This window comes from Argonema antarcticum A004/B2 (assembly GCF_023333585.1).
Taxonomy (GTDB): domain Bacteria; phylum Cyanobacteriota; class Cyanobacteriia; order Cyanobacteriales; family Aerosakkonemataceae; genus Argonema; species Argonema antarcticum.
Window position 1 is genome coordinate 12,200 of record NZ_JAIQZN010000054.1, and the last position, 23,545, is coordinate 35,744.

The 23,545-nt window shown below is 44.7% G+C and carries 28 protein-coding genes and 1 pseudogene; 19 read left to right on the forward strand and 10 right to left on the reverse strand.

The window, feature by feature from the left end:
• Window positions 1-31: 31 nt before the first annotated feature.
• From LAY57_RS21420 to LAY57_RS21470, 11 genes are all read left to right on the forward strand, one after another.
• Window positions 32-484 (forward strand): DUF29 domain-containing protein, encoded by a 453-nt coding sequence (locus tag LAY57_RS21420; RefSeq protein WP_249068880.1) that lies wholly within the window; start codon window positions 32-34, stop codon window positions 482-484.
• A complete protein-coding gene (csx19, locus tag LAY57_RS21425) occupies window positions 481-1,041 on the forward strand; it encodes a type III-D CRISPR-associated protein Csx19 (RefSeq protein WP_249068881.1) in 561 nt (186 codons plus the stop codon). Before LAY57_RS21420 ends, csx19 begins: the two co-directional genes overlap by 4 nt.
• 2 nt (window positions 1,042-1,043) lie before the next feature.
• Window positions 1,044-1,619 (forward strand): Uma2 family endonuclease, encoded by a 576-nt coding sequence (locus LAY57_RS21430; protein WP_249068882.1) that lies wholly within the window; start codon window positions 1,044-1,046, stop codon window positions 1,617-1,619.
• A gap of 33 nt (window positions 1,620-1,652) precedes the next feature.
• Window positions 1,653-2,111 carry a DUF29 domain-containing protein gene (locus LAY57_RS21435; protein ID WP_249068883.1) on the forward strand — a complete coding sequence of 153 codons (459 nt, stop codon included), beginning with the start codon at window positions 1,653-1,655 and terminating at the stop codon, window positions 2,109-2,111.
• On the forward strand, window positions 2,112-4,220 hold the full coding sequence (locus tag LAY57_RS21440; protein WP_249068884.1) for a TIGR03986 family type III CRISPR-associated RAMP protein: 2,109 nt from the start codon (window positions 2,112-2,114) through the stop codon (window positions 4,218-4,220). It begins immediately after the preceding gene.
• Between the two features lie 95 nt (window positions 4,221-4,315).
• A complete protein-coding gene (locus LAY57_RS21445) occupies window positions 4,316-4,936 on the forward strand; it encodes a hypothetical protein (protein ID WP_249068885.1) in 621 nt (206 codons plus the stop codon).
• A gap of 199 nt (window positions 4,937-5,135) precedes the next feature.
• On the forward strand, window positions 5,136-5,756 hold the full coding sequence (locus LAY57_RS21450; RefSeq protein WP_249068886.1) for a hypothetical protein: 621 nt from the start codon (window positions 5,136-5,138) through the stop codon (window positions 5,754-5,756).
• Between the two features lie 5 nt (window positions 5,757-5,761).
• A complete protein-coding gene (locus LAY57_RS21455; protein ID WP_249068887.1) occupies window positions 5,762-5,959 on the forward strand; it encodes a DEAD/DEAH box helicase in 198 nt (65 codons plus the stop codon).
• 109 nt (window positions 5,960-6,068) lie between these two features.
• Window positions 6,069-6,785: an SDR family oxidoreductase gene (locus tag LAY57_RS21460; RefSeq protein WP_249068888.1), complete on the forward strand. Its 717-nt coding sequence runs from the start codon at window positions 6,069-6,071 to the stop codon at window positions 6,783-6,785.
• 129 nt (window positions 6,786-6,914) lie between these two features.
• On the forward strand, window positions 6,915-8,096 hold the full coding sequence (hppD, locus tag LAY57_RS21465; protein ID WP_338022461.1) for a 4-hydroxyphenylpyruvate dioxygenase: 1,182 nt from the start codon (window positions 6,915-6,917) through the stop codon (window positions 8,094-8,096).
• Between the two features lie 89 nt (window positions 8,097-8,185).
• A complete protein-coding gene (locus tag LAY57_RS21470; RefSeq protein WP_249068889.1) occupies window positions 8,186-8,908 on the forward strand; it encodes an HAD family hydrolase in 723 nt (240 codons plus the stop codon).
• Window positions 8,909-8,974: 66 nt separating this feature from the next.
• Here the strand turns inward: LAY57_RS21470 and LAY57_RS21475 are convergent, their stop codons facing one another.
• Window positions 8,975-9,589: a CPP1-like family protein gene (locus LAY57_RS21475; protein ID WP_249068890.1), complete on the reverse strand. Its 615-nt coding sequence runs from the start codon at window positions 9,587-9,589 to the stop codon at window positions 8,975-8,977.
• A gap of 561 nt (window positions 9,590-10,150) precedes the next feature.
• On the opposite strand from LAY57_RS21475, the gene LAY57_RS21480 reads away from it, so the two are divergent.
• The 3 genes from LAY57_RS21480 to LAY57_RS21490 all read left to right on the forward strand — a co-directional run bounded on the left by LAY57_RS21480 (window position 10,151) and on the right by LAY57_RS21490 (window position 13,293).
• Complete coding sequence (locus LAY57_RS21480; RefSeq protein WP_249068891.1) at window positions 10,151-10,873, forward strand: response regulator transcription factor; 723 nt, start codon at window positions 10,151-10,153, stop codon at window positions 10,871-10,873.
• 329 nt (window positions 10,874-11,202) lie between these two features.
• Entirely contained in the window at window positions 11,203-12,474 is a 1,272-nt protein-coding gene (gene iscB, locus LAY57_RS21485) for an RNA-guided endonuclease IscB (RefSeq protein ID WP_249068892.1), read from the forward strand.
• Window positions 12,475-12,546: 72 nt separating this feature from the next.
• A complete protein-coding gene (locus tag LAY57_RS21490; protein ID WP_249068893.1) occupies window positions 12,547-13,293 on the forward strand; it encodes a response regulator transcription factor in 747 nt (248 codons plus the stop codon).
• A gap of 18 nt (window positions 13,294-13,311) precedes the next feature.
• On the opposite strand, the gene hemG is transcribed toward LAY57_RS21490, so the two are convergent.
• The 3 genes from hemG to LAY57_RS21505 all read right to left on the reverse strand — a co-directional run bounded on the left by hemG (window position 13,312) and on the right by LAY57_RS21505 (window position 15,290).
• Complete coding sequence (gene hemG, locus LAY57_RS21495) at window positions 13,312-14,742, reverse strand: protoporphyrinogen oxidase (protein WP_249068894.1); 1,431 nt, start codon at window positions 14,740-14,742, stop codon at window positions 13,312-13,314.
• Window positions 14,743-14,872: 130 nt separating this feature from the next.
• Window positions 14,873-15,097, reverse strand: coding sequence for a DUF2811 domain-containing protein (locus LAY57_RS21500; protein WP_249068895.1), 225 nt, complete (start codon window positions 15,095-15,097; stop codon window positions 14,873-14,875).
• On the reverse strand, window positions 15,081-15,290 hold the full coding sequence (locus LAY57_RS21505) for a hypothetical protein (RefSeq protein WP_249068896.1): 210 nt from the start codon (window positions 15,288-15,290) through the stop codon (window positions 15,081-15,083). The genes LAY57_RS21500 and LAY57_RS21505 overlap by 17 nt, the downstream gene beginning before the upstream one ends.
• Window positions 15,291-15,611: 321 nt before the next feature.
• Here LAY57_RS21505 and LAY57_RS36575 point away from each other — a divergent pair.
• Window positions 15,612-15,764, forward strand: a pseudogene (locus LAY57_RS36575) (hypothetical protein); the annotation flags it as partial.
• Window positions 15,700-15,879, forward strand: coding sequence for a hypothetical protein (locus LAY57_RS21510; protein WP_420839108.1), 180 nt, complete (start codon window positions 15,700-15,702; stop codon window positions 15,877-15,879). The pseudogene LAY57_RS36575 and the gene LAY57_RS21510, both read left to right, overlap by 65 nt.
• 7 nt (window positions 15,880-15,886) lie before the next feature.
• Here the strand turns inward: LAY57_RS21510 and LAY57_RS21515 are convergent, their stop codons facing one another.
• Complete coding sequence (locus LAY57_RS21515; protein WP_249068898.1) at window positions 15,887-17,563, reverse strand: HD domain-containing phosphohydrolase; 1,677 nt, start codon at window positions 17,561-17,563, stop codon at window positions 15,887-15,889.
• Window positions 17,564-18,070: 507 nt separating this feature from the next.
• Between LAY57_RS21515 and LAY57_RS21520 the strand changes: the two genes are divergently transcribed.
• The 3 genes from LAY57_RS21520 to LAY57_RS21530 all read left to right on the forward strand — a co-directional run bounded on the left by LAY57_RS21520 (window position 18,071) and on the right by LAY57_RS21530 (window position 19,547).
• Window positions 18,071-18,322 (forward strand): hypothetical protein, encoded by a 252-nt coding sequence (locus LAY57_RS21520; RefSeq protein ID WP_249068899.1) that lies wholly within the window; start codon window positions 18,071-18,073, stop codon window positions 18,320-18,322.
• Window positions 18,323-18,440: 118 nt separating this feature from the next.
• Window positions 18,441-18,605: a hypothetical protein gene (locus LAY57_RS21525; protein ID WP_249068900.1), complete on the forward strand. Its 165-nt coding sequence runs from the start codon at window positions 18,441-18,443 to the stop codon at window positions 18,603-18,605.
• 150 nt (window positions 18,606-18,755) lie between these two features.
• Entirely contained in the window at window positions 18,756-19,547 is a 792-nt protein-coding gene (locus tag LAY57_RS21530; protein WP_249068916.1) for a pentapeptide repeat-containing protein, read from the forward strand.
• A 417-nt stretch (window positions 19,548-19,964) separates the two neighbouring features.
• Here LAY57_RS21530 and LAY57_RS21535 read toward each other — a convergent pair whose 3' ends face one another.
• The 5 genes from LAY57_RS21535 to rsmA all read right to left on the reverse strand — a co-directional run bounded on the left by LAY57_RS21535 (window position 19,965) and on the right by rsmA (window position 23,420).
• Window positions 19,965-20,318, reverse strand: a complete 354-nt coding sequence (locus tag LAY57_RS21535) for a XisI protein (RefSeq protein ID WP_249068901.1) — start codon at window positions 20,316-20,318, stop codon at window positions 19,965-19,967.
• Complete coding sequence (locus LAY57_RS21540) at window positions 20,306-20,722, reverse strand: XisH family protein (protein ID WP_249068902.1); 417 nt, start codon at window positions 20,720-20,722, stop codon at window positions 20,306-20,308. Before LAY57_RS21540 ends, LAY57_RS21535 begins: the two co-directional genes overlap by 13 nt.
• A gap of 164 nt (window positions 20,723-20,886) precedes the next feature.
• Window positions 20,887-21,237 (reverse strand): DUF3082 domain-containing protein, encoded by a 351-nt coding sequence (locus LAY57_RS21545; protein ID WP_249068903.1) that lies wholly within the window; start codon window positions 21,235-21,237, stop codon window positions 20,887-20,889.
• A gap of 70 nt (window positions 21,238-21,307) precedes the next feature.
• Window positions 21,308-22,252: a 4-(cytidine 5'-diphospho)-2-C-methyl-D-erythritol kinase gene (gene ispE, locus LAY57_RS21550; RefSeq protein WP_249068904.1), complete on the reverse strand. Its 945-nt coding sequence runs from the start codon at window positions 22,250-22,252 to the stop codon at window positions 21,308-21,310.
• A 349-nt stretch (window positions 22,253-22,601) separates the two neighbouring features.
• Window positions 22,602-23,420, reverse strand: coding sequence for a 16S rRNA (adenine(1518)-N(6)/adenine(1519)-N(6))-dimethyltransferase RsmA (rsmA, locus tag LAY57_RS21555; protein ID WP_249068905.1), 819 nt, complete (start codon window positions 23,418-23,420; stop codon window positions 22,602-22,604).
• Between the last annotated feature and the right edge of the window lie 125 nt (window positions 23,421-23,545).

Genomic DNA, 23,545 nt, shown 5'->3' on the forward strand with positions numbered 1-23,545 from the left:
AATCACAAAATACTATGGAGGTTGATAGACAATGCAAACTGAAACTAAAATATCTCTTTACGAACGGGACTTTGCTTTATGGATTGAGGATGTGACAGCAAAATTAAAAGCACGAGATTTTGATAATCTTGATATTGATAATGTGCTTGAGGAGATCGAAGCTTTGGGAAAATCACAAAGACGGGAGGTTAAAAGCCGTTTACAAACTTTGCTAGCACATATTTTGAAACGAATGTACGTTGACAGTCCATTAAATTATAATGGCTGGGAGCGAACAATACGAGAACAGTGCAAAGAATTAAAACTTTTGTTTGAACAATCTCCGAGTTTAAAGGGATACTATACAGAAGTTTTTGAGAACGTTTGGCAGTCGTCACTGTCTGAAGTACAGCAGGAGTATAAGAAGACAGAATTTCCTGAAGTGTGGCAGTTTAGCAGCGATGTTGATAGTGTCCTAAATGAAAATTTCTGGGAGGAGATATGAAACCAGAAATTATTACAGATTGTGGCGAACGGCAATTTGCTAGTAACGACGCTCTAAAAAAATGGCTCACCGATTACCACCTAACTTATTTATTAGCTCATGCTGATGATGGTGTAATTTGGGGACGCTTTGATAATGGAAAGTTAACTATTGCTAATGAAGTATTTACTAAGCCTGATTTCTATTTTCCACCGTTACGGTTATCGACTCTGCAACAGTGTCGCATTTTTGGACAGCAAGGTGAAGTATTGCTCTGGAAGTATGGGGAAAAGTGGAAATGGCGATTTATTGGTAATCCACAAGAAGACTTTATACCAGAGTCTCAAATACTTTGGGGAACTCAACTAGAAGAAGAACCTAAAAATGGTTTTACATTAGTTTCAGATGGTTCTCAAGGTCTAAAACACGCTGTCCCTTTAATCAATATTCCATTTAGTCCAGACAAAAAGAATTTATATCGCCCGATTCGTTTAGAAGTTCGTCACTATATCGACTATGATGATAGTGGAGTGGCAAAAATTTATCTGAGTCGGTTAGTTGATTTACGAGGAACCTAATTATGATCGCGAATCCTCAAGACTATCAAAAAATGACGGCGGAAGAATACCTAGAATGGGAAGCAAAGCAGGAACTTCGCCATGAATATGTTGATGGCGAAATCTTCGCGATGACAGGGGGGAGTATTCCTCATAACGACATTGCCCTGAACTTCTATAGGGCTTTATATCCTCATCTGCGTCAGAGAGGCTGTCGAGTTAATGTGTCGGATGTGAAAGTTCAGGCTAATCAAAACAGTCGTTATTTCTATCCTGATTTGGTTGTTAGTTGTCACCCTGATGACTTAAAATCTCGTCAATTTATCAATTATCCTAAAGTTATTATTGAAGTGCTTTCCCCTAGTACAGCAAGTTACAATCGCACTAAAAAGCTAAAATATTATCGTCAGATACCGACTTTGCAAGAATACGTCTTAGTGGACTCAGAAGAAATAGCAGTTGAGGTTTATCATCGGGGGGAAGGGAAAATGTGGCATTATTATGAGTATGCAGAAGGGGATGCGATCGCATTACAAAGCATTGAGTTTGAGTGTGCGATTGATGTGGTGTATGAAGGTGTTATATTCGGTAATGAATAAGAGTTATGGATTTAATTATGTACGAAAAAGATTATGAAGAAAATGATTCCCAAAAATGATACTCTTTACGAGCAAGATTTTGTGGCTTGGTGCGAAGATACTGCGGCTAAACTGAGAAGACGGGATATTGATAACCTAGATTTTGATAATTTGATTGAGGAGATAGAAAGTTTGGGAAGAAGCGATCGCCGGGAATTGAGAAACCGATTAATGGTACTACTTGCTCATATTCTCAAGCGGATGTATGTCAATAGTCCTGAAAATTTCAATGGGTGGGAATTAACGATTATCGAACAAAGGCGACAAATTCGAGATTTATTAGAAGAATCCCCCAGTCTCAAACCTTATCTAGTAGAAATATTAGCTAAAGTTTGTGTTAATGCTTTAGAGAGTGTTCAATTTGAGTATAAACAAACAGAGTTTCCTGATAGCTGGCAATTTGATGTTGAAACTGATGTACTTTTATCTAAAAAATACTGGGAGGAGCAATAGATGAGTCCTAAGCATATTAACCATGTACCAGAATCAATTCCAGATCGAGACGGAAAAAGTATTCCGCGCCGTGCTGTTGCACCTTACAACTTTGTTGAACTTCCTGAAAATATAGTTCCAGCAGAGCCAATACCAACACATAACTGTTACCATGATAACCGTCATACTGGTACAATTAAGTGTACCTTAACTACTTCATCACCGTTGTACATTCGCTGTGGAATGTTCCAGGATGACTTTGCTAAGTTTGGTGGTAAATCTGATGAAGAGTTAACGGAAGAAGAAGAAAAGGAAAAAAGTAAAAATCTTGCTCCATTCTTTGAGAATCCTGCTAATCAATATTCTACTATCCCTGGTAGTAGTTTACGCGGTATGCTAAGGAGTTTAGTGGAAATTATTAGCTACAGCAAGATTGATAAAGTGGCAGATAAACAGCTAATTTATAGAGCTTTTGCTGACACTACATCTTTAGGAGAATTTTACCGCGATCGCTTACTACAAGAAGAAGGCGAACGTCAGTATTCTTTTCTAATGCAAGCTGGTTATCTGATTAAAACTCAACAAGGTTCTGGCTGGGCAATCCAACCAGCTAAGAATCTGGTTGAAGGTACATCTTTTGTCAAGATAGATATATCACAAATTAAGAATTTAGTGAAATCTCGTTGGCATGAGATCAAACACGCTAGCAAAGTAACTGTTCATGTTGAGTCAATGACTTGGCATCCTCATAAAGGAGGATTTATCGAACTGTACTATGCAAAAGCAGTGCCACCATTTGGACATCACTCAAAACACCAAGGAGTTTTGGTAGAAACAGGTGGAATGCCAGGAAAGAAAAAAATGGAGTGTGTAATTGGTTTACCCGATGATGACGCTCAACTAATCCACATTCCAGATTATCCAGAGTCAATGATTCAGGACTATAAAGAGCAGCTAACAAAAGAGCAGAAAAAGCTCCTCGGTAAAGATGGTGTTCTAAAACCTATGCACCCTGTCTTCTATCTAATGGAGGAAGGCAAGCTGGTATTTTTTGGACACACAATGATGTTTCGCTTACCTTACAAGGAATCGATCAAAAACTTTATTCCCGAACCTAACTATAAATTTCTTCCAGATTATTCTTACAATTCTCCAACTCTCGATTTAACAGAAGCTATTTTTGGATTTGTTAAGGACACTAAACAAAAGGAACATCAGGCGCAAGTTGGAAGAGTATTTATCAGTGATGCCAAGTGTCAAAAACCTGCTGCTGAGGACATCTGGCTTAAAGGTAATGCCATTCAATCAATACCTCTCAAAATCTTGGATACCCCTAAACCTACAACATTTCAGCATTACTTAGTTCAGGATAGTGATAAACCGGAGCAATTAAGACATTATGCAAGCTCATCTAAAGAAACAATAATTCGGGGTCACAAAGTCTATTGGCACAAAGGGAATGTAGGAGAAAGTAAAATTGAGGATAAAAAATCAAGCCGCACAGATATTAAGCCTATCAAAGAGAATGTATCTTTTGACTTTACTATCTGGTTTGAAAATTTAAGCGAAGTTGAGTTAGGTGCTTTGTTGTGGGTGCTAAATATTGCTGCTGACAAAAATTACCGCTTATCGCTAGGCATGGGTAAACCTTTGGGAATGGGAGCAGCGCAGATTATTACATCCGAGTTTTCATTAAGTATCCGTCATCATCGATACACTCACCTGTTCCAAGATTGTAATTGGGAAACAGGGAATAATTTTAACATTGATCCTAATGAAGTTAAAGAAACTTGTTTACAGAAGTTTGAGGATTACATTCTCAAACATACTGAAGCTCAATCTAAACATTTACATGATGTGTCGCGAATTCAAAGCCTTTTAAAAATGCTGCGTTGGCCTGGTGTTGCAGGAAATTCAAGCCGATACATGGAAATTGAGCGTAAGCAACAACCTTGTATTGGCAAGTTAGGAACAAATGGCAAAGCTAACGAATATAAAAGTCGCCCAGTTTTGCCAACACCTTCTCAAGTGATAAAAGACGATCAAAAAAAAGACTATCCAGGTTCTTCACCATCTTCAGGAGGGAATAATTCTGCTGCTTTAGCTAGACCACAAAAACTCAAGCATTGAAATGCGATCGCACCCTTAATTCCCCATTTCATTAAGTTCGATCGCACCCTTCCAATTCTGCTAAACTATACTCAGACTTAATTTAGGAGTCCAATATGTCTTTCAGCAATTACAAAAGCATCAGCGCAGTCCTCAAGGAATTTCAAATCACCTACACCGAAGCAGATTTTATAATCGAAACCCCCTTTAATATTCCTCAATACTTTCGCGAAGACTTGCAATTTGTAATGAGAGAAGGAGTCGTTAATAACTCAGAGTTTGCCATTTGTGAAAACTTGATTTATCCAGTCCTTAAAGAAACATGGAAATGCTATTTCCAGAAATTAATTTTGTGGAGTCACCAATCGTTAAATTATGATGAAAAATTATCTGGCTTTCCAGAATATATTATTGCCAAGCGATCGAAGTTGGGGAAAGTTGTTTTTGAACAACCCTATCTGCTTTTAGTTGAGGCAAAACAGGATAAGTTTGAGGAAGGATGGGGACAATGCCTAGCTGAAATGGTGGCAGCACAACGACTTAATGCAGAACCATCACTTATTGTTTTTGGAATTGTCTCTAATGGAAAAATGTGGCAATTTGGCAAACTGCAATCTAATGCCTTTATCCAACATACTATTCCTTATAGTATTTATGAATTAGATCAACTTTTTGCAGCAGTTAACTACATTTTTCAACAGTGTATTTTACAGTTAGATGAACTGGTAGCGGCTTAATCTAGCAAAGTAATAAAGCGCGTAGGCGAATCGCACCCTTAATTCCCCATCTTATCAAAAGCGACTGAATGCTGAGGTGATATAGTTAGAATTGAAAGCAATAAGGGAAAAGCGATACCTGCGGCTGGCTACGTCTACGCGCTCTAAACCTTTTAAAATTAAATCAATAGACGATCGAAACCATTTATAGGAGGTAAATATGTCTTTCAGTAATTACAAAACTATCAGTTCAGTTCTTAAAGAGTTTCAGATTACCTACACCGAAGCCAATTTCATGGGTGAAATTGAGTTTAGCATCCCAGACTATTTCCGCGAAGACTTAGAAACAGTTATGCAAGATGGAGTAGTTGATAACTCAGAATTTGCCATTTGCGAAAACTTAATCTATCCAATTCTCAAAGAAGTTTGGAAACACTATCGCAGCAACTTTGTTTTGTGGAGTCATCAATCCTTAATTTGCGACCAGAATCTTTCAGGCTTTCCTGAATACATTCTAGCTAAACGTTCTCCTTTGGGAAAAGTCGTGTTTGAAAAGCCATATTTTTTATTAGTTGAGGCAAAGCAAGACAAATTTGATGAAGGATGGGCCCAGTGTCTAGCTGAAATGGTGGCCGCACAGAGACTTAACGAACAACTACAGATCGTCATCCTTGGTATTGTTTCCAATGGACAATTCTGGCAATTTGGTAAGCTTGAATCTAATATTTTCACTCGCAATAAAACTTTTTACACAATTCAGGAATTAGATAAGTTATTTGGGGCAGTAAACCATGTTTTTCAACAGTGTGAAATACAGCTAAATAATCTCGTGAATGTTTAATTATAATGTTACCTATCAACCACCACTTCCACACCCTCACCGGCTTTCCCCCCCGCCAATTCCAACTCCAAACGATCGCACACCTCCTCGATCGCCAAAACATCCTCCTCCGGGCCCCCACAGGTTCCGGGAAAACCGAAACCGCGATCGCACGCTTCTCATCTTGCGAAACTAGAGTCAGACTTAATTCGAGAGGTCAATAGTACTAACGATACAACCGGACACGATGTCACTGGATTCCTCCCAGAAGCTGCTCTAGGCTAAGCCCAAGCAGTATGATAATGAAGACGGTGTAAAGAAATGTAAACAGCTATGCAGGACAAAGTGGTTGTTGTCGTTGGCGCAACTGGTGGTATTGGTTCAGCCTTGACGCGCAAACTGGCACCGATGGGCACGCGCTTGGTGCTGGCAGCGAGGGATAGCAGCCGATTAGCGACCCTGGTATCCCAACTTGGGGTAACTGAAGGAGAACAAGTTTTGACCGTGCCGACGGACATTACCAAGCCGCAGCAGGTACAAGCCCTAATGGAGAAGGCAGTTGCTCAATTCGGCCAAATTGACGCCTTAGTTAATGCCGCCGGTGCCGGTATCCTCAAACAGTACAACAAACTGGAACCAGCAGACTTGGATGCCATGCTCGACCTGAACTTAAAAGGCAGCTTCTATACCAGTCAAGCGGCGGCTGAAGTGATGAAAGAGCGGAAATCCGGCCATATTTGCAATGTGGTGGGAATTTTGGGCAAGCACTCGATGGCAATGGCGGCGGCTTATTCTGCCTCTAAGTTCGGTGTCGTCGGTTTTAGCAAGTGCATGGCGGAGGAACTGAAGCGGTTTGGGATTAAGTTTACCTTGTTTTACTTTGGTGGCGTCGATTCTCCCTTTTGGGACAATGTGAGCTTGAAGGTTGACAGGTCAAAAATGCTTAGTACTGAAACTGCCGCTGATGCTATTTTGTTTGCTCTTAGATCTGAGCCGCAAGCTGTGCCGATGGAAATTAATATTCAGCCAGAAAGTCATTTATTTTTCTAATCGTTCGTTATAACCTCTCTCCAGAGAGATTGAAATCAGGAGAGTATGCTGGGAAATTCCATAAGCGCGATCGCATTTCCTTAACCTACAGGTGCTAGTCAACTCCTATTGCGACTGGTTGTAACAGCCGTGAAAATCAGGAAAGCAACGCCTAGACCGATCGCTACTTCCTCATCGCACAATTATATGCAGATTGACCACGTTCACTTCTATGTAGAAAACGCTCAGAAATGGCGTGACTGGTTTGTTCTTCAGCTCGGCTTTCAACGCGCAGCAGGTGATGCCAGCAACCACACTAGCACGGAAGTGGTCAAAAGTGGCCCCGTATACTTTGTGATCTCCTCACCCCTCACATCTGCCAGTCCTGTTGCCGATTATTTGCGCCGACATCCTCCAGGTGTCGCCGATGTCGCTTTTCTTGTTGAGGATGTGGAAGTAGTCATAGCCCGGTGCATCAGTCAGGGCGTTAAAGTCCTGCAACCCATCCAGCCACAAAAACAGGGTAAGCAATGTCTCAAGCAGGCCAAAATTGCCGCCTGGGGCTCTCTAAGTCACACTTTGATCGAGCGAATCGGGTATGACAGAGGGGAAGAGTGGGAAAGTCAGTATTTCAAAACTCAACAATCAACACTGTTCGGGTCGGAAGTTCCATTCACTGGTATCGATCATGTGGTGCTGAATGTGAATGCTGGTGAGATGAAGCGTGCGGCTACCTGGTATGAAAATATACTGGGATTTCGACGCCAGCAGACATTTGACATCCAGACTGAGCGATCGGGCCTCTACAGTCAAGTGATGGTTCATCCGAGCAGCTCGGTACAATTTCCCATAAATGAGCCTGCATCTGCCAATTCTCAAATTCAGGAGTTTCTGGATATCAATCGAGGGCCAGGAATTCAGCATCTCGCCTTGAAGACGCCCAATCTCGTACAAGCGATCGCCCAACTGAGAGCTTCTGGTGTCCCATTCATCCAGGTTCCTCCTACTTACTACAGCCAATTACAGCAACGACAGCTACTGCCTCTATCGACGGCAGAATTGCAGGAGATTGCCAAACAGGAAATTCTGGTAGATTGGGAAGTATTTTCTGCCCAATTGACTGAGCAAGCCCTACCCCTACTGCTTCAGATTTTCACCCAGCCAATTTTTTCCTTGCCGACTTTCTTTTTTGAGCTAATTGAGCGCCGAATTTGTTATATCAATGGCCAACGACGGCAGGCTCAAGGATTTGGGGAAGGCAACTTTCGCGCTTTGTTTGAAGCGATCGAACTAGAACAGATGAAGCGAGGCAGTTTAGAGGCTAGGGGCTAGGCGAAGAGTGGGGGAGTGGGGGAGTGGGAGAGTGGGGGAGAATCACCAATATGGGATAATCTTATCAAAAATTAACAATTCTTGTGACCATGTTAAGACTTATTACTGACTTCGACGGGCCGATAATGGATGTTTCGGAACGGTACTACCAGGTTTACCAATTCTGTTTAGAAAAAATTCGGGGTAAGGATGGGCTAGTGCGACAGCTGTCCAAAGCGGAATTTTGGCAGATGAAGCGATCGCGCATTCCTGAAAAGCAGATTGCGATCGTCTCCGGATTAGACGAACAGCAAGCCCAAGAATTTGCCCAGCTAAGGCGGCAAACCGTGCATTTACCGGCCTATTTCCCCTACGATGGACTGACACCGGGAGCGGTAGAAGCCCTAGAAAAAGTGCAGCAGGCTGGAGTTGATTTAGCCGTTTTAACCATGCGCCGAATCGTGGAGCTGGACTACGCCTTCAATCGCTTTGACTTAGGCAGATTCTTTCCAGAAAATCGGTGCTATCGGCTCAGCAATGACTACGTTAAGACCCGCGACATCGACGACAAACCGCTGCTGATGGGGCGAGCTTTAGCAAAACTGCCACCAGCCTCAGATACCTGGATGGTTGGTGACACAGAAGCCGATATAGTGGCCGCCAAAACACATGGGATCAAGGTAATTGGGGTTTTATGCGGCATCCGCGATCGGGCCTCACTAGAAGCCTACAATCCCGATGCGATCGTCCCCGATCTCAGCGAAGCCGTAGATCTAGTTCTGAATCAATCCCGGCAACAAAATCAGCACTTACCCATTTCCACGGGAAACTGAGCTTCAAACTGAAGCCCTTTTTTCAAAAGAGACGCGATTAATCGCGTCTGTACTGCGCCTGAAGTCTTACTTCAGAAAACTGGTCACCAACCAGAGGATGACAAAAGTTATCCCGGCAGCAATTGTTTCCGTTGCCAAAGGGATATTTAGAAATTGAGTTTGGAGTAAAGCGTTAACCGCCGCCCCCAAGGCTAAACCAGCAGTCAAGCCCAAGAGAGACATTAGCACGGCTCGACCCAGTTTATTTTCCTTCCGAGTGAGAAAATAAAGGCTGGTTATTACTCCCAAGGCCAATGTCAAAGATGCCACAGGCGGAGAGTAAAAACTCACACCAGCCAAGGCCAGGAAAACACCAGCGGGCCACAAAACGTCCGCTCTGGTGGGAGTATCGATCAGCCCTTGCAGCCATGCAGCGGACTGCTTGACGGCGGCTGGTGGCGTACTAGCGGGAGCCTGAGTTAAGCGCTCAGCAAAGCGAATGCCTTCTGGAACCTTTATTTTTCCTTCCTGGCGCATTCGCAAACGTTCCATCAGAATCGCATCGTAGGCCGTTTCGATCGCTTCTTGTCGTTTCGGGTCGCTACTGTACTCAGCCGTCAAGCGACTGCGAGCCGCTTGAATTTCCTCGAAGGTCGCGTCCTCGTTTATTCCCAATTGCTTATAGGGATTTTCAGCACTCATTTAAAACCTCCAAGACATCCCATCTTGCCACAGATCCCGATCGACCCCAAACTGGTTGCGCTTTGACACTTCTCGATATTCTGACACCACACGGCTAGTTCCAGCTAGCGGTTGGTTGTTGACCGATCGTCAAAGCGATTACTCCTGCAAGTAGTTTAGCTTGATACCCGGAACACGATCGGTTACCCGTTTTCCCGCAAGCCCCAGCTAGTTACTAGCATGACAAATTTCTAGGTTATACTGGCGGCTTGCTCTTAACGTCGCTCGATTGCCCTAGTAGGGCGGACTCAAGTCAACTAGAACTATATTTCAAGCCCATGCTGTAGCCTATGGGATGATAATGCGTAAGTCCTGACTTCGATCGATTATCGAAAGTATAGCCACCAGGTAGGGCATACTAATGCTGGGCTCATATAAAATCCTTTAAAATGCTGAATACACAATTAATAGGCGAATCTGTCCCCAAGCCTTGCTCGCTATACTTGTCCCCCAAAGCTCGCATCCAGCTTTTCAGTTCGCTAATTTATCCTCAACTTTAACTTTAACTGTGAAGTGGTGGCCATGTCTCTCGCCAAGATTCTTGTCGTTGATGACGACCCTGCGGTCCGAAACTTAATCCAGCGGTTCTTGAGTAAGCAAAACTACCAAATGGAGTCTGCTGTTGACGGGAAGACAGCCATAGCGGTGTTTGAGCAATTCAACCCAGACTTGGTAATTCTGGATGTGAATTTGCCTGATGCAAATGGCTATAACCTCTGTCAAGAAATGCAGAGTCGCACTGGTGTATTTGTGCTAATGCTAACAAGCCGGACAGACGAAGCAGATAAAATTACGGGATTTTCCAAAGGTGCCGATGACTACATCACTAAACCTTTTAGTCTAAGTGAATTGGGAGTCAGAGTTGCAGCTATCTTGAAGCGCCAGCGGATAGTCACTACTGCGGAACTACAACGTATCATATTTGACCAACTGATGATCGATCCGGTGCGTCGAGAGGTAACGCTCAACAATCAGAGCGTGCCCTTAACAGCCTTAGAGTTCGATCTGCTACATTTTTTAGCCAGTCATCCAGGTAAGGTTTGGCGTCGAAGCGAGCTGATCCAAGCTGTATGGGATTACGAATACGTAGGAGATCAGCGGGTGGTAGACGTTCATATCGGCCAAATTCGCAAGAAATTGGAAACCGATTCTGGGCCGGATAAAATGATTCGGACGATTCGGGGTGTTGGCTACCAGTTTGAGATTCCCGATCCCACTGAAGAAGCAGACAAATCTCAGCCGTGACACGCTTCGGTTTCTGGCTCCTTGTGGGCCAGGTTCCTATTTTTGCTTTTGAAGTTTCGACTGTGCTGCTTGAGACCCTACCGTCAACCACCCACCACTAATCGGAGTACCGATATAGTGGAGGCTTGAAAGAGCCTAGTTGACCAGTCTAAGTCTTAACTGACTACGTTTAAGGCAAGCGTTAAAGACCTACCAGAGAATGCGTTGCTAGTTCTCTGCACTAGAACTTAAAAGTTAAACAGGTTTAAGGGTTAAGCCAGTGCTTTTAAGATAGTCACCGACCTTAAACATTGACGAAGCTAATATCACCCCGAAAGGGAGGACTTAAAATGTCTAATTTTGTTTTTGTACTTGATACCCAGAGACGGCCACTTAATCCAATCCAACCAGGACTAGCTCGTAAGTTGTTAGCCAATGGTAAAGCGGCTGTTTTTAGGCGGTATCCATTCACCCTAATTCTCAAAAAGGAAGTAACAGCAACTCCAGAACCAATCATCTTAAAAATAGACCCTGGTTCTAAGACAACTGGCATAGCTTTAGTTCAAGGAGAAAAAGTGATTTTTGGGGCTGAACTAACCCATCGGGGTCAAGCTATTAAAGCTAGTCTTGAATCTCGACGCTCAATACGCTCTTGGCGACGAAACCGCCATACTCGCTACCGTAAAGCCAGGTTTCTAAACCGTAACCGTTCTAAAAATTGGTTGGCTCCTAGTCTCCAACATCGAGTTGAAACCACATTAACCTGGGTAAAAAGACTAATTAAACTTGCACCTATTAGCTCAATTGTTCAAGAGCTTGTAAGGTTTGATTTGCCACAGGTAGAAAACCCTGAAATCTCAGGCGTTGAATATCAACAAGGTACTTTATTGGGTTACGAGGTTAGAGAATATTTACTCAATAAGTGGGAGAGGAAATGTGCTTATTGCGGTATTGAAAATATACCGTTACAAATAGATCATGTTCATCCTAAAGCTAAGGGCGGGTCTAATCGAATTTCCAACCTCTGCCTTGCTTGTGAAAAATGCAATACTAAGAAAGGAACTCAGAATATTGAGCAATTCCTAGCTAAAAAGCCGGAGATTTTGAAACGCATTCTTTCTCAAGCCAAACGTCCACTTAAAGATGCAGCAGCGGTGAATTCAACTCGTTGGGCGTTGTTTAACCGACTTAAGGAAACTGGTTTGCCTGTTGAGACAGTCAGTGGCGGTTTAACTAAGTTCAATCGCACTCAATTAAATTTGCCTAAAACCCATTGGATTGATGCGGCTTGTGTTGGACAAGTTGTATCGTTGGAAATTCTAACAAGCAAACCGTTGTTAATTAAGGCTAATGGACATGGAACTCGCCAAATGTGTCGCACCGATAAGTTTGGATTTCCATCTCGTTATGTTCCAAGATTTCAGTTTGTTAAGGGTTTCCAAACGGGTGACATCGTAAAAGCGGTAGTTACTTCTGGAAAGAAAATCGGCACTTATGTCGGTCGTGTTGCAGTTAGATCGACAGGTTCATTTAATATTTCTGCATCAGAATTGGTGTCGGGGATTAGCTACAAATATTGTTCAACTATTCATAGAAAGGATGGTTATTCTTATGCAGCATAAACCTTGCCCCCCTTTTCCTCCCACCACTGACAACCGTACAGGTACAGTGGGGGTCTCCAAGGGGGAATACAGATGAAAACCGACGTAGCTCGCAGAAAGATCCTTGTCGTTGATGACGACCCAGCAATCCGAAATTTAATCTATCGGTTCTTAACCCAGAGCAAGCAGAACTATCAAATAGAATGCGCCGCCGACGGTAAGAACGCCTTGGAGGTGTTTAAGCAATTCCAGCCTGACTTGGTGATTCTGGATGTGATTTTGCCTGACACGATCGGTTTTAAACTCTGTGAGGAAATGAAGAACCGTACAGGTGTGCTTGTAATGCTACTGACAAGCCTAACAGACGTAAAATCTCAAATTATTGGATTAGAATCGGCTGACGCCTATGTTACCAAGCCTTTTTATGTGGAAGTTCTAGAAAAACAAGTGCAGGCTCTTTTGCGGCGAATCCACCCGACCCCGACTCCTGCACAACAGCAGGTTCTAGTCTTAGAAAAGCTGGCAATCGATCCTGTGCTACGGGAAGTCACCCTCAACAATCAAAGCATACCTTTAACTACATTAGAGTTCGATCTACTGTATTTTTTAGCCCGTCATCCGGGTAAAGTTTGGCGGCGCAAGGAGCTGATTCAAGAAGTTTGGGGTTACGAACACGCAGGAATAGAAGGAGCAGAAGACCGCGTTGTTGATGTTCATATCGATCAAATTCGCAAGAAGATTGAAGCAGATGCGAGTCAGCCGACATTAATTCACACAGTCCGAAATGTCGGCTACAAGCTTGTGGTTCCCAATTCTACTGAAGCTTTAACAGGTTTGTAATTCGATCGTACCTATCCGCTAGTCCAAAGGTGCTAGCTGCAAATGTTGGCGAACTTCCGCAGATAGCTCAATAGCCCGCTTAACGCAGTCTCCTAGCGAAACGCCATCAAAGTAGTTACTACACAGGAATAAACCGGGAAATTGTTCTATAGCTTGATTAACTTGCTCTAACCGCTGGAGATGCCCCAGAGTGTACTGAGGAATCGCCCGTTTCCAAAGATGCACGGCGAGAACTTTTGGTGGTACATCTTCTTTAAGGAGGATGCGGTAAAGGTCTTGATGAACAGCTTGAACAATTTGCTCATCGTCTAAATCGCCAATTTCAGGATCGGTTGCGCCGCCAATAAAGTTGGTTAGCAGTTGCCATCCTTGGGGAGCGCGACCTGGGAATAGACTGGAAGACCAGATAGTGCCAAGGGTACGAATGGACTGACCGCGTGGAATTAAGTTGCCGAAGCCACGTAGAGGTTGCTTTAGGGCAGTTTGTGGATAAGCGACGACAACGCAGGCTACGGGAGGATAAGGAATTTCCCTTAAAACTTGGCTTGCTGTTGGTATCAAAGGTTGCAGGAGGTCAGCTGTTACGTAGGCGGGTGTGGTAAGGACGATCGTGCGAGCTTCTACCTGTTCAGGTCCTGCGGGTGTATCAAATTCTGCTATGTATGTTTGACGATCGCTCTTTTGCAGCTTCTTCAGGTGCCAGCCTAGTTTAACGGTATCGCCCAGATGAGATGCGATCGCTTGCGGTAAAGCGGAAATACCCTGCTTAAAGGAGCCTAATTCCCCAGGCCGAGTTTTGGGAATGTTGGGGTCTTGGGGCTTCACCTGTTTCTTCGTTCCCCGACGTTGCAATATAGCTCCTGCCAACAATCCTCCACCAATTTCGGAAAGCTTGACAATTCGCCGAAAAGATGCAGATGCACTCAGTCGATCGGGATCGCCAGCATAAACGCCGGAAACGAAGGGAGCCACCAGTCGCTGGGTTACTTCTGCTCCCAGATGACGCTGGAAGAACTGAGCGATCGTTTCCTCTCCCCCTTGTTCAGATAGCGCCATAGCCGGTGCTACAAACCCCAAAGCGCCCGTCAGTGCCCGTAGCTTGCCTTGCAAGGTGAGTAGCTGGGAACTTATGGCTGTGGGAGGACTCATCGGTACCGCGAGCAGTTGCCCTTGCCAGTAGACGAAACGAGGCAATTTGCGATCGGCCAGCACCAACTCTTGCTCCAGTCCCACATCTACAGCCAAGCGAAGTAGTTCTGGCGTCGGCGCAAAGCTGGTGGGGCCTTCTTCCCAGATAAATCCCTCAGCCATACCTGTGGTGATATTTCCACCAACTCGTCCCTGACGTTCGCACAGTAAAATCCGCCGCCCGTCTTGCTGCAAGGCGTGAGCTAGGCTCAGACCGCTAATTCCAGCCCCAACAATTAAGGTATCTAGCACGTTTGTCATTTGTCAAAAGTCATTTGTCATTGGTTATTGCAACTGCAAAGGCGGTTACGACACTATATAAATGCTCAAAGCAAGGCGGGGTATATGTTTGTACTAAAGCCGAAGCACTTTGCTACATTGCAAATAACTGTTATACAGAATTTCGGAACAGTGTTTCAAGATATACCTGGGCAGCTCTACGATAGCTGCGCGACGCTTCTGGGGTGTTGCCACCCCCATTTTGCAGCAAAAATAGGGATAGAGCAGCAGTAAAAACCCGGTCTTGATCCCAATCTGGATGACTTTCCAAATAGCTTTTGAGCGATTCGTGCAGTACTTCAGGGATTTCGGCCAGCATACTAACGTTTGTGTTCATAAACACCTCCAGAGAAGAGGGGGTGAGGGGGGGAGTGGGAGAGTGGGGGAGCGGGAGAGTGGGGGAGCGGGAGAGCGGGGGAGCGGGAGAGTGGGGGAGCAGAGGAGAAATTTTCTTGACCACTGACAACTGACCACTGACAACTGACAACTGACCACTGACCACTGACCACTGACCACTGACAACTGACCACTCAAAACTCTTTGAGTCCCCAGTCCCCGATCGCCTTATAGGTCAGCCGCATCATTGTCTGCTATTTGGGGGTGGGTTTGTCAATGCTGCGAAATGTTACAAATGTCTTGACATAAACAAAAAGGCTACGAGCCAATAAGCTTTTCAGCCTGTTTTTCGTTACATATCTTTACTAAAACTCAGCATATCCGGGCTGCTCAAGTGTTTGTCAAAGAAATCCCCAATCGGATAGAAAGACCGCATACGAACGTTGAAACCTGTGGAAAACTACGGAAGTTCTGTGGAAAAGTTTTGACAGCTTTGGGGAAAGGTTGTGGAATCTGTGGGGAAAATTTTGGCAAAAGATAAGAATTGCAAAAAATTAGTCAGTGGTCAGTGGTCAGTGGTCAGTGGTCAGTGGTCAGTGGTCAGTGGTCAGTGGTCAGTGGTCAGTTGTCAGTTGTCAGTTGTCAGTGGTCAGTTGTCAGTTGTCAGTTGTCAGTGGTCAGTTGTCAGTTGTCAGTTGTCAGTTGTCAGTGGTCAGTGGTCAGTGGTCATTCTCTCCCCCAGTCCCCCAGTCCCCCAGTCCTTCCCTAGCCCCTAGCCCCTAGCCCCAGATTAAGCAGCTGAGTCTTCTTCAACAGTGAAGGTGTGACCCAAGATCCCGAACACCTGACGTTGGGCGAAAAGCTCTACCAAGTCGCTGTTGATTTTGTTTTTGTTGACTTCTTGTCGAAGAATTTGTAGGGAGGTTTCGACGCTCAATCTGCGCTTGTAGGGACGATCGCTTGCGGTGAGGGCGTCATAGATATCGGCAATTGTCAAAATCTGAGTTTGAATGGGAATATCTTCGTGTGTTAAGCCTTGAGGGTAACCGCTACCATCCAGCTTTTCATGATGTCTGTAGGCAATGAGGGGTAGGTTTTTGAAATGTTTCGTCCAGGGAATGCGCTGGAGAAATTTGTAGGTGTGGGTAACGTGGGCTTCGATCTCTAAACGCTCTTCGGGTGTGAGGTTGCCTCTGGGTACCATTAGTTGAGTCATCTCTTCTAAGGAAACTAGGGGCTTTAACTGTCCGTCGATATCTCGATAAGTATACTTCGACAGTTCTGTCAGTTGAGCGAGAGCTTCTTCAGAAAAAGCCTGAAATTCGTCGGTTTCCCTTGTTTCTGGTTCATTGACATCTAATAGCAGTTCCCAAAATCGAGTGAGTTTATCGATCGCTTGAGCCAGATGGGTATCGAATTTTTGTTGTTCTTGGCAATAAGGACAGCCTATTTCAGAGGTAACATCAGTAAGATGGCGATGATCGAGCGACCCCAATAAATGCTTGAATTTAGCTTGAGCTACTTCCATTTCCAGGGTTCGCTGGGCTATAGCAAAGCGGTGACGAACGATCTCTAGTTGTTCGGGGTAAAGTTTTTTCTGCTTTCTCAAGATGGCTTCTGGGACGCAAACTTTGCCAAAGTCGTGCAAGAGTGCAGCGTAGTGAATTTCTTTGATTTGGCGATCGCCAAAATAAATCGATCGCAGGGAACCAGCGGTAACTAAATTTACTTCTTTACTCAGACAAACAACCAGTTCGGCGACTCGCTCAGAATGACCCGATGTCGTCGGGTCCCGCATTTCAATTAGTTCTACAGAGGCTTTGACAAAGCTCTCGAATAAGTTTTCGATGCTTTCTTGCAGATTATTGCGTTCAATAGAAATAGCCGCCTGAGAAGCAAGCGATCGCACAATCCGTTCTTCCCACTCGGAATAGGGCTGGGTTACTTTTGTCACATTTTCTGGAGTGATAACCGCATCCGGTTCGACCTTGCGATTGATTAGCTGAAGTACCCCAATTACTTCCCCATACTGGTCTTGCATTGGCAATACCAAAACCGAACGAGTGCGGTAGGAGAAGTCGCGATCGAAACTGTCGTCTAGGTCGTAAGGGACGTCCGATGGTAAATTATATGCGTCCGGCAGATTTAAGCTTTTCCCAGTCAGCGCCACATACCCCGCCAGACTTTTGTGGCTCAGGGGCATAGCAAATTCTTTTAAATCTGCGTTGGGTTGAGAAGCATTCTGCGCCGCCTTAAACAGCAACTTAGGAACGGCATCGCTCTGGTCTATCAGATAGACGCTGCCAGCATCGCTATAAGTAATTTCCCGACTCTTCGATAATATTAAACTGAGCAATTCCCCCAAGTTCTGGCTGCTCGAAAGGGCTGTGCCGATCGCCAAAAGTTGCTCGATCGGTTCAACCCGTTGAGTCGATTCTTGCGGATCTTTGTGGTTTTCGCAGGGCATGAGCTGGGAATCGAGAAGGATCATGTATTTTCACCCTAATATCACAGTCAGGCTGGCTATGAAAGCGTTCTTGTTTTGACTAGAAGGCTGGAACAACCCAGTCACAGAATTTTCTCCTAATTGACATCCTCTTACTGCTCAGTCAAAAGGAGTATTGCGGAAGATCCCTCTTTGGGCTTGCTTGTCACAAGCTGTTGCTAGCCCACGCAACTTGGCGTGGATTAGCTGAGTGTTTAACTTTATTATTCATCTTCCAAGCTAGCAAGATTTCTCCTGTATCGGTGAAGAAAAGAGCTATTTGGGAGGCTAATCTGCGACTTTTAGAGAGGTTTTACTCAGAATTGTAAAGTTCTAAGACACTTAGTTGACTAAAGTAGAAATTTTTCTGTAGCGTAAGTTACAGAAGCAATTTAATTTTAGACCATTGGCTAAGACCGCTTCGATCGAAAGCTTGAGGAGTCGATCGAAAGGGCTTAGCAGCAGTCTGCTTACCAAGGCAAGAAAATTATGAAACTCGACATCGATAAGCTAGAAGTTGTTAGAACGCCACGTTTCCAATCCTACAATTGGGCCATAGAAACCCAAACGCTTCCTTTGGAGGAAGAATTCCAACCGTCTACATGGGTAAAACTTTTAGAGCTTCCTAGCCCTTTGAGTTTTGACGAAGCACTTCTTCTGTGCCAGTGTTCGCAGAGAGAGTGGTTAGCCTGGATTCCCGATCATGGAGAAGTTGTACTCCACACTCGTCAATTTTGCTGAACCCGTTAGCTTCCAGAACACCGATTCAGTAACCGGGTTTCTTTGGTTGTCAAGGTCGATATAGCCACCGTCACATCGGTTAGGACAGTATTAAACGCTTCTTCGCAAGGCGGAGACTGTGTTTATACTAAAGCCGAAGCACTCAGCACTCAGCACTTTGCTATATTTCGTTCCTCCAACCCAAGAAACCCGGTTTTTAGTTCTCACCCTCAAGCTGAAATGGCGCAATTACGTTGAGACGACCGGAGGGTCGTCTTTATTTTTTGGCAACATCCAAACTTGACCAGCTGCTGCTGTGGCAGACATTTTGCCGATTTTTGTTTATGATGTGGAAAGCAAGTGAGGGGTGTCACCCCTCATCCCAGAAATTAAAGAATATGAATCGCGGTTTTCAGTCCAAGAAACTTCGCGGTCTGGTCTAAGTGGTAGGAATATGGCTGGAAATAGCGCACATATCAAACGATTGCTCGAAACCAAACAATGCCAAGGGGGTGACCTGAGTGAGGCAACCCTAGTAAGGCTGAATTTGAGTGGTGCTGACTTAAGCGGTGCCAACTTGATTTTTGCGAATATGAATGGTGTCAACTTGAGCGGTGCTAACTTAAGCGGTGTCGATCTTAGTTTTGCTAACCTGGTTTCGGCGAATCTGGTTAATGCTGACTTAAGTGGAGCTGATTGTAAGGGGCTAAACCTTTTTGACTGTCAGATGAATAATGCCAACTTGTGCGGTGCTGACCTGGGGTTTGCCAATTTGGTGAACGCCAACTTGAGTGAAGTCAACCTCAGCGGTGCTGACTTGGATGGTGCTAACCTGATTGGGGTTAATCTGAATCGTGCCAATCTCTGCGGTGCGAATTTGGGTGGTGCTAATTTGGGAAATGGGAATTTGGTGGGTGCTAATCTCTCTAATGCGACTCTGTGTGATGCCCGTTTAGTGGGTGCCGACCTGAAAGATGCAAACTTGAGTGGTGCGGATTTGAGAGATGCTAACTTGTTGAACGCCAACTTGAGTGGTGCTAACTTGTTGAACGCCAACTTGAGTGGTGCGAATTTAGCTAATGCAAGGTTGGATGGTGCGATCGGACTTTATCGAGAAGAACCGATTGTGGTTAAGCAGAATGAGTCGCCAAGGTCAGGTATGGCTTATGTCACTTTTTCCCAGCCCGGTTTGTATGCCCCTGCTAGTAACGGCTTCAGCCTGCCACGTCCGGGATTGCCATCGTGAACTATCTACACCTAACTTATCTACGTTTAGACGATCGCACCGCAGGTGCGATCGTCTAAACTCCAGTTACTTAGGGTGTGGGCGTTCAGGCGAGCGGGCAAAGACGGCTGTAGTACCGCTGCCGTCGCCGACGAATAAGAACGTTACTACGTCTATAGCAATCACAATTTTTACAGTAGAGGCGAGTGTTGGTACACCGCCTCTACTGGAGCGGTTGATTTTTTGAAAATTCCTTAGCGATGGGGCTCTTCCGTACTTATAATAATTTGGCACACTAAGTACGGAAGAGCCGGGTAACTTAGGACTTTCGGAGGAAAATATACCAAAATTTTTCCCGTCCAACTGGATAATGGTAGTACCTTGAAATTGGTAATAAGCTGTTAGGCGATCGCTACTACGGTAAATTTTTGTTTCTAATCAAGCTGTAGCAAATTCTGTGAAAGGTCGCTTACTGGGATGATGAAACCCTAAAACAATATCACTCTTAGGAATTTCTGCTGCCAATAAATCGTCAACTACACACAAATCAGTCCAATCTTCTTCAACCCAAATTTTGCCATCTTTAATGCGAAGATACATAGTAATGTAACGTATCCGTTGTTTGCCTTCCCAACCAGAGTGAAACCATAGATATTGATCTCGTTCTTCGTCAAATGCAAGACGATTATCTGACTCTAATTCATCTAGCGTAAGCTCTCCCTTGACCGTCATTTCATAATATCCAGTTAATATTTTTTTAACCGTACTGCGATAGTATTCTAGTTTATCCATTGCCTAATTTCCTCTTTTTCCATTTCAACTACTATTAAAAGAAGCTGATTCTGATGAGTAACTACTTGTACAGACTTACGTTGAAAGAACTCTTTGTATACGACATCATCAATTGCCAAATATAGCGTGTATTCTGGAGCGGTGAGTTGAATGAGATTTCGGTATACAATGTATTGACCTAGTGCGGCATGAAAATCATACATTAGCGAACGCCCAACAAAGCTCTTAATTTCAATAACTATTTTTTGTCCCTGACGTTCGGCTGCAATCGGCTTTTCGGCTGCTAAATCCGCATATAGCCCAGCATCCTCATATTTGATCAAGTAGGGGTCAGCCGTAATTGTCCAACCGTCTTTTATTAAGGCATTTTTAACGGCATTGTGGTAGATATCTTTGGCAGGCATACTAAAAACAGTGCAGAATTCACCCAACAATTAATATAAACCGTTTTTGTTTGAAATTCTCTTCTGGATTCTAGCATAGGAAAGGATAGCGATCGCAGCATTTTGAGTTTTGTTGCGATCGCCCCCTAAAACCCAACCACCCCCACTCGACTAGCAAATTGGTATTAACTTTGCGGTGGGGTAGGCTGGTTTTTGAACTGTTGAATGAAAAGTTGAATGCCTAAAGCGACAAGACCGATCGCGATTATGCCAAAGATGACGGTTGCCAAGGTGCTGACGCCGACGACGAGGGTGCGAACGGCAACGGTGATATTAATAACAGTGATGTTGTGGGATTGAATTGGTTTGGTGGCAAAGCTTTGGGCAATGGAAGCGGTGAGGGAATAAAGTCCGGTCGCCATTGCACCCGCAATCAGGGAACCTGTTATACAACGTAGGGGAGTCGCTGAGGTGGAGTCGGTCGATTTGGGATTTTCGATCTGGGATTTGGGATTGGGGGGAGATTGGTCAAGCATAAGCTTTAAGCTCGTTTTGGGATTTTGGATTAGCAGGAGACTACAGAGTTTGAGTTTTTGATAATTTAAGTCAATTGGCAACGCGAATGCCGTTTGGGCTAAATTGGGCTATCCAGAAGTCTAGATCGGGGTTGGCGATCGCATTCTCTACTTCTGTTTGTATTTGTTGAGCTTGGGGAAGGGACTCGGTGAGGGCAAAGACTGTGGGGCCGGAACCTGACATCATTGTGCCTAAAACCCCCGTGCGTTGGAATGCTTCTCGCAGTTGCAAGACTTGAGGATAGGCTCTTAGGACGACTTTCTCTAAGTCGTTGTAGAGGCATTCACCGATTTTAGCGTTATCTTTATGAGCGATCGCATTTACGAGGCAACCAGAATTTACCTTAACAGAACGGGCTTCTGCACTTTCGGTGTTGCAGGCATAAGTATTGCCAAATTGTTTTCGGTAGGTGGAGTAAGCCCAAGCTGTGGAAACTTCTAAACTGCGGTATTTAGCCAATATCAGGTATAGATGATCTAAATCGGGTAAGGGGGAGAGCTTTTCGCCGCGTCCTGTGGCGATTGCAGTTCCGCCAGCGACGCAAAAAGGCACGTCCGAACCCAGTTGAGCTGCTATTTCCTGCAATTCCGACTGAGTTAAGCCCAAATTCCAGATCAAATCCAAGCCTACCAAAACTGCGGCTGCATTTGTAGACCCGCCAGCTAACCCAGCTGCGATAGGAATCCGCTTGTCAATCTCAATTTCCACGCCGCCATATTGTGCAAAGGCGTCAGGGAATTGGTCTATCATCAGTGTGGCGGCTCGGTAAGCGAGGTTCGTTTTGTCTTGCGGTACGCCGGGATGGTTGCAGTGAATGCGGATGACATCGGTACCGTTAGAGCGCAGATCGATGCGATCGGCTAGATCTATACTTTGCAGTACCATTGCCAGCTCGTGATAGCCATCCTGGCGATCGCCCAGGATTTCCAGATATAGATTAATTTTGGCTGGGGCAATTAGGGTGTAGGAGCGCATTTCTAGTCCCTAGAAAAGTCAAAAGTCAAAAGTCAAAAGTCAAAAGAAAAAGGGGAAAAGGAACGAAGTAATTGCCTGCTCTCCCACTCCCCGCTCTCCCACTCTACGGGCTAGGGGCTATAAAAGTCAAAAGTCAAAAGTCAAAAAGGGGCTAGTGCCGCTACGCGGAAGTCAAAAGTCAAAAGTCAAAAGTCAAAAATCCTTTGAGTGTAAGGCATTTAACTACTTCTGAACTGGTGGATTATTTCTGCCGCGCTGCACTAGGGGAAGAGAGGGGCTAGGGAAGAGGGAACTCTTAAGAGAGAGAATTTTCTTTCTTTTGACTTTTGACTTTTGACTTTTGACTTTTCTAGGGGCTAGGGGCTAATCTGTTACTCAATTCCATCCACTGAGCGACGCTGAGGTCTTCGGCGCGGACTTGGGGGTTTATTTCTAATTGTTCCAGTAAGTTGGTCAGGCGATCGCGTTCTACTATACTTTTCAAATTATTTCGCAACATTTTGCGCTTTTCGGCAAAGCTAAGTTTAACCAAATTATCCAGGAATTTGGGGTCACTGGCAGCTTGTCGGGTGTGGGGACGCAACCGCACTACGGCAGAATCTACCTTTGGCGGCGGCTCGAAATCTCTTGCTGGTACGTGACAGACTAACTCGCAATCTGCTAGATACTGCACTCTGACTGACAATGCGCCAAATGCTTTCGACGACGGTTTGGCATATAGCCGTTCTGCCACTTCTTTTTGCACCAGCAGCACGATTAGCTCGAAGGGTTGGGGATTTGGGTTGGCGATCGTACCTAAGAGTTTTTCCAGAATCGGCCCGGTAATATTGTATGGGATATTGGCTACAACTTTATTAGGATTTTGGAAAGCGGGCAAGTTAGCCAGATTAGCAGCTAAATCGATGCTGAGGACATCGCCTTGCAACAGTAAGAAAGTTTCAGTTTTTCCCAACTTTTTAGCTAGTAACTGGCACAAGTCGCGATCGATTTCCACGGCGACGACAGTTTGAGCTTGGGGCAATAAGCGGCGTGTCAGGATGCCAGTGCCGGGGCCAATTTCCCAAATGCGATCGCTTTTAGTAATTTCTGCCGCTTTCACAATCTGGTTTAGGGCTTTATCACTCTTGAGCCAGTGCTGAGCGAATTGTTTGCGAGGTGAATGAGTCATTCGATTTTGGATTTTAGATTTTGGATTTTAGATTGAATTGCCGCTGGATAAACATATTTTTACAAAATTATTATCGTATTTTACCTGAGCGGCAGACACGATCGTTGATAATAATGAAAAATTAG

What these genes read in the sequence shown, in the direction of transcription:
- LAY57_RS21420 (WP_249068880.1), top strand. Translation starts at nt 32, where the DNA reads ATGCAAACTGAAACTAAAATATCTCTTTACGAACGGGACTTTGCTTTA.
- csx19 (WP_249068881.1), top strand. Translation starts at nt 481, where the DNA reads ATGAAACCAGAAATTATTACAGATTGTGGCGAACGGCAATTTGCTAGT.
- LAY57_RS21430 (WP_249068882.1), top strand. Translation starts at nt 1,044, where the DNA reads ATGATCGCGAATCCTCAAGACTATCAAAAAATGACGGCGGAAGAATAC.
- LAY57_RS21435 (WP_249068883.1), top strand. Translation starts at nt 1,653, where the DNA reads ATGAAGAAAATGATTCCCAAAAATGATACTCTTTACGAGCAAGATTTT.
- LAY57_RS21440 (WP_249068884.1), top strand. Translation starts at nt 2,112, where the DNA reads ATGAGTCCTAAGCATATTAACCATGTACCAGAATCAATTCCAGATCGA.
- LAY57_RS21445 (WP_249068885.1), top strand. Translation starts at nt 4,316, where the DNA reads ATGTCTTTCAGCAATTACAAAAGCATCAGCGCAGTCCTCAAGGAATTT.
- LAY57_RS21450 (WP_249068886.1), top strand. Translation starts at nt 5,136, where the DNA reads ATGTCTTTCAGTAATTACAAAACTATCAGTTCAGTTCTTAAAGAGTTT.
- LAY57_RS21455 (WP_249068887.1), top strand. Translation starts at nt 5,762, where the DNA reads ATGTTACCTATCAACCACCACTTCCACACCCTCACCGGCTTTCCCCCC.
- LAY57_RS21460 (WP_249068888.1), top strand. Translation starts at nt 6,069, where the DNA reads ATGCAGGACAAAGTGGTTGTTGTCGTTGGCGCAACTGGTGGTATTGGT.
- LAY57_RS21470 (WP_249068889.1), top strand. Translation starts at nt 8,186, where the DNA reads ATGTTAAGACTTATTACTGACTTCGACGGGCCGATAATGGATGTTTCG.
- LAY57_RS21475 (WP_249068890.1), bottom strand. Translation starts at nt 9,589, where the DNA reads ATGAGTGCTGAAAATCCCTATAAGCAATTGGGAATAAACGAGGACGCG.
- LAY57_RS21480 (WP_249068891.1), top strand. Translation starts at nt 10,151, where the DNA reads ATGTCTCTCGCCAAGATTCTTGTCGTTGATGACGACCCTGCGGTCCGA.
- iscB (WP_249068892.1), top strand. Translation starts at nt 11,203, where the DNA reads ATGTCTAATTTTGTTTTTGTACTTGATACCCAGAGACGGCCACTTAAT.
- LAY57_RS21490 (WP_249068893.1), top strand. Translation starts at nt 12,547, where the DNA reads ATGAAAACCGACGTAGCTCGCAGAAAGATCCTTGTCGTTGATGACGAC.
- hemG (WP_249068894.1), bottom strand. Translation starts at nt 14,742, where the DNA reads ATGACAAACGTGCTAGATACCTTAATTGTTGGGGCTGGAATTAGCGGT.
- LAY57_RS21500 (WP_249068895.1), bottom strand. Translation starts at nt 15,097, where the DNA reads ATGAACACAAACGTTAGTATGCTGGCCGAAATCCCTGAAGTACTGCAC.
- LAY57_RS21515 (WP_249068898.1), bottom strand. Translation starts at nt 17,563, where the DNA reads ATGCCCTGCGAAAACCACAAAGATCCGCAAGAATCGACTCAACGGGTT.
- LAY57_RS21520 (WP_249068899.1), top strand. Translation starts at nt 18,071, where the DNA reads ATGAAACTCGACATCGATAAGCTAGAAGTTGTTAGAACGCCACGTTTC.
- LAY57_RS21530 (WP_249068916.1), top strand. Translation starts at nt 18,756, where the DNA reads ATGGCTGGAAATAGCGCACATATCAAACGATTGCTCGAAACCAAACAA.
- LAY57_RS21535 (WP_249068901.1), bottom strand. Translation starts at nt 20,318, where the DNA reads ATGGATAAACTAGAATACTATCGCAGTACGGTTAAAAAAATATTAACT.
- LAY57_RS21540 (WP_249068902.1), bottom strand. Translation starts at nt 20,722, where the DNA reads ATGCCTGCCAAAGATATCTACCACAATGCCGTTAAAAATGCCTTAATA.
- LAY57_RS21545 (WP_249068903.1), bottom strand. Translation starts at nt 21,237, where the DNA reads ATGCTTGACCAATCTCCCCCCAATCCCAAATCCCAGATCGAAAATCCC.
- ispE (WP_249068904.1), bottom strand. Translation starts at nt 22,252, where the DNA reads ATGCGCTCCTACACCCTAATTGCCCCAGCCAAAATTAATCTATATCTG.
- rsmA (WP_249068905.1), bottom strand. Translation starts at nt 23,420, where the DNA reads ATGACTCATTCACCTCGCAAACAATTCGCTCAGCACTGGCTCAAGAGT.